This window comes from Streptomyces sp. NPDC047880, assembly GCF_040706515.1.
Classification (GTDB): domain Bacteria; phylum Actinomycetota; class Actinomycetes; order Streptomycetales; family Streptomycetaceae; genus Streptomyces.
In genome coordinates, this window is the sequence record NZ_JBEZOK010000036.1 from 63,274 (window position 1) to 69,290 (window position 6,017).

General features: G+C 70.7%; 7 protein-coding genes and 1 pseudogene. 7 read left to right on the plus strand and 1 reads right to left on the minus strand.

Going from position 1 to position 6,017, the window contains the following annotated elements:
- Positions 1-166 precede the first annotated feature (166 nt).
- The 7 genes and pseudogenes from AB0937_RS35865 to proC all read left to right on the plus strand — a co-directional run bounded on the left by AB0937_RS35865 (position 167) and on the right by proC (position 4,413).
- Positions 167-493 (plus strand): SH3 domain-containing protein, encoded by a 327-nt coding sequence (locus AB0937_RS35865; RefSeq protein WP_366717957.1) that lies wholly within the window; start codon positions 167-169, stop codon positions 491-493.
- 52 nt (positions 494-545) lie between these two features.
- Positions 546-857 carry an SH3 domain-containing protein gene (locus AB0937_RS35870; protein WP_366717974.1) on the plus strand — a complete coding sequence of 104 codons (312 nt, stop codon included), beginning with the start codon at positions 546-548 and terminating at the stop codon, positions 855-857.
- 168 nt (positions 858-1,025) lie between these two features.
- Entirely contained in the window at positions 1,026-1,538 is a 513-nt protein-coding gene (locus AB0937_RS35875; protein WP_366717959.1) for an EamA/RhaT family transporter, read from the plus strand.
- Positions 1,539-1,644: 106 nt separating this feature from the next.
- A pseudogene (locus AB0937_RS35880) lies at positions 1,645-1,881 on the plus strand (hypothetical protein); the annotation flags it as partial.
- Positions 1,882-1,913: 32 nt separating this feature from the next.
- Positions 1,914-2,717, plus strand: a complete 804-nt coding sequence (locus AB0937_RS35885; RefSeq protein WP_366717961.1) for an ABC transporter ATP-binding protein — start codon at positions 1,914-1,916, stop codon at positions 2,715-2,717.
- On the plus strand, positions 2,714-3,496 hold the full coding sequence (locus AB0937_RS35890; protein WP_366717963.1) for an ABC transporter permease: 783 nt from the start codon (positions 2,714-2,716) through the stop codon (positions 3,494-3,496). The genes AB0937_RS35885 and AB0937_RS35890 overlap by 4 nt, the downstream gene beginning before the upstream one ends.
- Before the next feature lie 104 nt (positions 3,497-3,600).
- Positions 3,601-4,413: a pyrroline-5-carboxylate reductase gene (proC, locus tag AB0937_RS35895; protein ID WP_366717965.1), complete on the plus strand. Its 813-nt coding sequence runs from the start codon at positions 3,601-3,603 to the stop codon at positions 4,411-4,413.
- Positions 4,414-4,459: 46 nt separating this feature from the next.
- Here the strand turns inward: proC and trpS are convergent, their stop codons facing one another.
- Positions 4,460-5,488 (minus strand): tryptophan--tRNA ligase, encoded by a 1,029-nt coding sequence (trpS, locus tag AB0937_RS35900; RefSeq protein ID WP_366717967.1) that lies wholly within the window; start codon positions 5,486-5,488, stop codon positions 4,460-4,462.
- Positions 5,489-6,017 lie beyond the last annotated feature (529 nt).

A 6,017-nucleotide genomic window follows, 5' to 3' on the forward strand; every position in this document is an offset into this window, starting at 1 on the left:
TGATCTTCGTCCGCGCGCGACGCACGGAGCCTAGTCGATGACTCGTTCGGGACAGAGGCGGCTTGCTAGTCTCCACACGCGAATTGCGCACGCGTGTTGCATGGCGTGACGCGGGGGATTCAACGGTGCTCCATGGCAGTCATGGGGTCCAACGGGGGGAGTTCTTATGTCTGTCGATCGCGTCGAAGAGACGACGAGCGGCCAGGTGACCGAAGCGGTCGATACCGAGGTCACGACCACGGCCCTGCGCTATTACTCGGTCGCGCCCGGCGCCCGTCTCAACGTCCGCAGTGGCCCCGGCACCCAGTACGGCGTGGTCAGGATCCTGCCCGAGGGGGCGAAGGTCCCGATCTACTGCCAGGCGCCGGGCACCCGCGTGACAGGCCCCTACGGCACGACCAGCGTCTGGGACAACATCGACAACGGTCAGTACGTCTCGGACGCCTATGTGAACACCGGCAGCGACGGCTACATCCGTCCGCGCTGCTCCTGATCCGACCACGACTTCGGGACCACTCATGTCATCCGTGAGACGCAGATCGATGATGCTCGCCGGGCTCACCGGAGCCCTCCTCATGGTGGGCGCCGCCACTTCCGAGGCCGCGCCGCTGAACTCCTATCCGGTCGCGCCCGGCGTCAGCCTCGCCGTGCGCTCCGGCCCGAGCACCTCCTACGCCATCGTCCGCTACCTCCCTGTGGGCGCCAGGGTGACGATCTTCTGTCAGAGGCCGGGCGAAACGATCACCGGCACGTACGGCACCACGAATATCTGGGACAACATCGACGACGGCGAATACGTCTCGGACGCCTACGTGAAGACGGGCAGCGACGGCTACATCCGTCCGCGCTGCGCCTAGGGTCTGACGTTCGGATCACGCCGCGGACGCGAGGGCCGGCACGCACATCTGCGGCGTTGTCGTCGGTCGCCGGCACTGCACGGCACCGTTGCTCGCCTGCCGCCTGATCCAGACGACAGTCCCCGGCCCACCCCGAGCCCGCGGCCCGGCAAGGGTCATAATCGACCCGTGAGTGCAGACGACAGCACCCCTGCCGCCGCCGCGGGCTCCAGGGTCGAGACCCCCGGCCCCCGCCCCGAGCCCCTGCGCTTCTTCGGCACGACCTGGCTGAACCACGACCGCGGCTACACGCCCCGTCGTATCGCCGTGGCCGTCGGCTCCCTGGCCACCGCCGCCGCCTCCTGCCTCGTGCTCCGCCTCGCCTACCAGGGCCTCCAGATCGCCGCGATCGGTGGCTTCGTCACGGTCCTCATGGTCGCGATGTTCGCCATCTGCAGCGCGATGGCCTTCCGCCACACCTGGGACGGCTTCACCAGCCGCCACGACCCCGAGCGCCAGGCGTCCCTGCGCGGACTCCTGACCGTCGGCTTCGTCGGCTCCCTCCTCGCCTACTTCCTCCGCTCCCTCACCGAGGCCCCCGGTGAGAAGCTGCACCGCGAGGAGTACGAAGAGGCCCGCACGCAGTACGAGAAGCGCACCACCCGCCGCTCGGGCAACCCGAAGAACCGCCGCCGCGCGTAGCCCGCGGTCTCCGACGACCGGGCCGGGCCCCCCAGGCGTGCCCGGGTGGGTCGGCTCCCCGGGTGCGCCGCCGGGGCCGGCCGAGCCCTGCGGTGAGTCGTCGCGGCTCCCCTGGAGCCGCCGCGTCCCGGTCGACACCCACCTCGCCAGCATCGGCAGCCACTCGGTCTTCCTCGTGCACGACCCGGAACACACCGCGTCGTTCCTGGCCGACGAGCGCGCGCACCTCCTGCGCGCCTTCCCGGAGGGCTTCGTGGAGGAGGTCTACGACGTCGTACTCCTCCTCGCCCCGCCCCCGGCCCGGCACGCACCCGTCCGAAGGCGGCCCCACCCGGCCGCTTGACGCACCCGACCCCCGGGAGCATTATTCATCGCATGATGAATAATGCTCCCGGGGCGCCACGCCCGGGCCCCGACACGCCGGCCGTCCACGCCGAGAACCTCACCGTCGTCCGCGGCCCCCGCACCGTCCTGCGCAACCTCGGCTTCACCATCCCCCGGGGCAGGATCACCGGCCTCCTCGGCCCCTCCGGCTGCGGCAAGTCGACCCTCATGCGCGCCCTCGTCGGCACCCAGGCCAAGGTCACCGGCACCCTCGACGTCCTCGGCCGGCCCGCCGGACACCCCGCCCTGCGCACCCGCATCGGCTACGTCACCCAGGCCCCGTCCGTCTACGACGACCTGACCGTCCGCCAGAACCTGGACTACTTCGCCGCGATCCTGCACCCCGGCCGGGCCGCCGCCGAGCGCCGCGCCGAAGACGTCACCCGCGCCATGGCCGACGTCGACCTCGCCACCCACGCCGACTCCCTCGCCGGCAACCTCTCCGGCGGCCAGCGCAACCGCGTCTCCCTGGCCGTCGCCCTCCTCGGCGCCCCCGACCTGCTCGTCCTCGACGAACCGACCGTCGGCCTCGACCCGGTCCTGCGCCGCGACCTGTGGAACCTCTTCGACGACATCGCGACCGGCCGCGGCGCCACCCTCATCGTCTCCTCCCACGTCATGGACGAGGCCGAACGCTGCCACCGCCTCCTCCTCATGCGCGACGGCGAGCTCCTGGCCGAAGACACCCCCGACGCCCTGCGCGCCCGCACCGGCGCCGACACGGTCGAGCAGGCCTTCCTGCACCTGGTGGACCAGGCGAAGACAGCAGCCCGCACGAAGGAGACGACCCGATGACCACCACCACCCCGCCCGGGACGGCCACCCCACCCAGGGCACTGAACGCCTCCCGCACCACCGCCACCGCCACCCGGGTCGTCCGCCAGCTCACCCACGACCCCCGCACCATCGCGCTGCTGCTCCTCATCCCCTGCGTGATGCTGCTCCTGCTGCGCTACGTCTTCGACGGCAGCCCCCGCACTTTCGACAGCATCGGCGCGTCCCTCCTCGGCATCTTCCCGCTCATCACGATGTTCCTGGTGACGTCCATCGCCACCCTGCGCGAACGCACCTCCGGCACCCTCGAACGCCTCCTCGCCATGCCCCTCGGCAAGGGCGACCTCATCGCCGGCTACGCCCTCGCCTTCGGCACCCTCGCGATCATCCAGTCCGCCCTGGCCACGGGCCTGGCCGTCTGGTTCCTCGGCCTCGACGTCACCGGCAGCCCCTGGCTCCTCCTCCTGGTGGCCCTCCTCGACGCCCTCCTCGGCACGGCCCTCGGCCTCTTCGTCTCGGCCTTCGCGGCCTCGGAGTTCCAGGCGGTCCAGTTCATGCCGGCGGTGATCTTCCCCCAGCTCCTCCTGTGCGGCCTGTTCACCCCACGCGACAACATGCACCCGGTCCTCGAAGCCATGTCCGACGTCCTGCCCATGTCCTACGCCGTCGACGGCATGAACGAGGTCCTGCGCCACACCGACATGACCGCCACCTTCGTCCGGGACGCCCTGATCGTCGCCGGCTGCGCCCTCCTGGTCCTGACCCTGGGCGCCGCGACCCTCAGGCGACGTACGGCGTAGCCACCCCGGCGCGACATCCCGCCCAGCGGACACCCGAGCCGTCCCCCACCCCCCGGTGCGAGGATGGACCCCGGACGACGCACCCTTCGGAGGCACCCCGCGCCATGACCCAGAAAGTCGCAGTCCTCGGCACCGGCAAGATCGGCGAAGCCCTGCTCAGCGGAATGATCCGCGCCGGCTGGACCCCGTCCGACCTCCTGGTCACCGCCCGCCGCCAGGAACGAGCCGAGGAACTCCGCACCCGCTACGGCGTCACCCCGGTCACCAACCCCGAGGCCGCCAAGGCCGCCGACACCCTGATCCTCACGGTCAAGCCGCAGGACATGGGCACCCTCCTCGACGAGCTCGCCCCGCACGTCCCCGCCGACCGCCTGGTCATCAGCGGCGCCGCCGGCATCCCCACGGCCTATTTCGAGGAGCGTCTGGCCCCCGGCACCCCGGTCGTCCGCGTCATGACGAACACCCCCGCGCTCGTCGACGAGGCCATGTCCGTCATCTCCGCCGGCACCCACGCCACCGCCGACCACCTCGCCCACACCGAGGAGATCTTCGGCGCCGTCGGCAAGACACTCCGCGTCCCCGAGTCCCAGCAGGACGCCTGCACCGCCCTCTCCGGCTCCGGCCCGGCGTACTTCTTCTACCTGGTCGAAGCCATGACCGACGCCGGCATCCTCCTCGGCCTGCCCCGCGACAAGGCCCACGACCTCATCGTCCAGTCCGCCATCGGCGCCGCGACGATGCTCCGCGACAGCGGCGAACACCCCGTCAAGCTCCGCGAGAACGTCACGTCCCCCGCCGGCACGACGATCAACGCCATCCGCGAACTGGAGAACCACGGCGTACGGGCCGCCCTCATCGCCGCCCTCGAAGCCGCCCGCGACCGCAGCCGCGCCCTGGCCTCCGGCAACAACAGCTGAGCACCCGGGGGCGGGCCCACAAGCCCGCCCCCACACCGGCGTCACCTCACACCGCCACCACGGCCCCGGCCGTCTCCGCCACGGCCGGCAGCAACCCGATCGCCCGATACGCGGCATCCACCGTCGGCCGGGCCATCCCCCGAGCCCGCTCGGCCCCGTCCCGCAGCACCCCTTCCACATACGCGGGATCCGCGCACAACTCCTTGTGCCTCTCCTGAAGAGGCCGGAGCACCTCGACCACGGCCTCGGCGGTGTCCTTCTTCAGATCCCCGTACGACGTGTACGTCCCGGCCAGCTCCTCGGGACGCCCGCCGGCGCACGCGGCGAGGATCTCCAGCAGATTGGCGAGCCCCGGCCGGTCCTCCCGGTCGTAGACGACCTCCCGCCCGCTGTCGGTCACCGCCCGCATGACCTTCTTCCGCACCACGTCCGGCTCGTCCAGCAGATAGACGATCCCCGGCCCGACGTCGTCGCTCTTGCCCATCTTCGAAGCCGGGGCCTGCAGATTCATCACCCGCGCCGCCACGCCCGGACGCGTGGCCCGGGGCACCACGAACGTGTGCCCGTAGCGCTGGTTGAACCGCACGGCGAGATCCCGCGCGAGCTCCACGTGCTGCCGCTGATCGTCCCCGACCGGCACCACGTCGGCCCCGTACGCCAGGATGTCCGCCGCCATCAGCACGGGATACGTCAGCAGCGACAGCCGCACACTCCCGCCCCGCCGCTGCTCCCGCGCGGCCTTCTCCTTGTACTGGATCATCCGCCGCATCTCACCGTCGGTGGCCACGCACTCCAGCACGTACGACAGCCGGGCGTGCTCGTCCACATGGCTCTGCACGAACACCGTGCAGAGCTCCGGATCCAGCCCGGCCGCCAGCAGCAGCGTCGCCGACTGCCGGCTCAGCCTGCGTACCCGTGCCGGATCGTGGTCCACGGTCAGCGCGTGCAGATCGACGACACAGAACAAGGCCTCGGCCTCGTGCTGGTCCACGGCAGCCCACCGCCGCATCGCCCCCAGGTAGTTCCCCAGCGTCAGATGCCCCGTCGGCTTGACCCCACTGAAGACCCGCGTCATCTCTCCTCCACCTCCTGGTCGGGACCGCCGCCCCGGGCGGCCGCCCCTCCGTGGATCCGGGAGGGAGAAACGAAAACGGCCGCCGAAGCGGCGGCCGTTGAGTGCATACGTAAGGACGGCCGCCGTCAGGCGGCCCACCACAGCTAGGTGTACGTACGCGTCGTCATGGAGCCCAGGCTACGCCCCGGGACTGCCGTCCGCCCCCGAGTTGACACTCCCTACCCCCATCCGTAGTGTTCTCCGAGTTGCCCGACGTGAGCGCCGACTTCGGTCGGTCCCCGGGCGGCCACTCCGCAAGTACCCACCATTCATCGATGCGCAGTACGTCTGCCGTCGCTTCATTGGTATGTGTATTTACGGAATGAGGAATCCACGTTCGAAAGGACGCGGCCCCCGATTCGCTCGGGAGCCGGGGAATCCGCTAAAGTCTCACTCGTCGGAACGGCCCAACAGCCGCAAAGACAAACCCCGCTGACCGGGGATCAGGCCCGAAAGGATCTGATAGAGTCGGAACCGCCGGAAAGGGAAA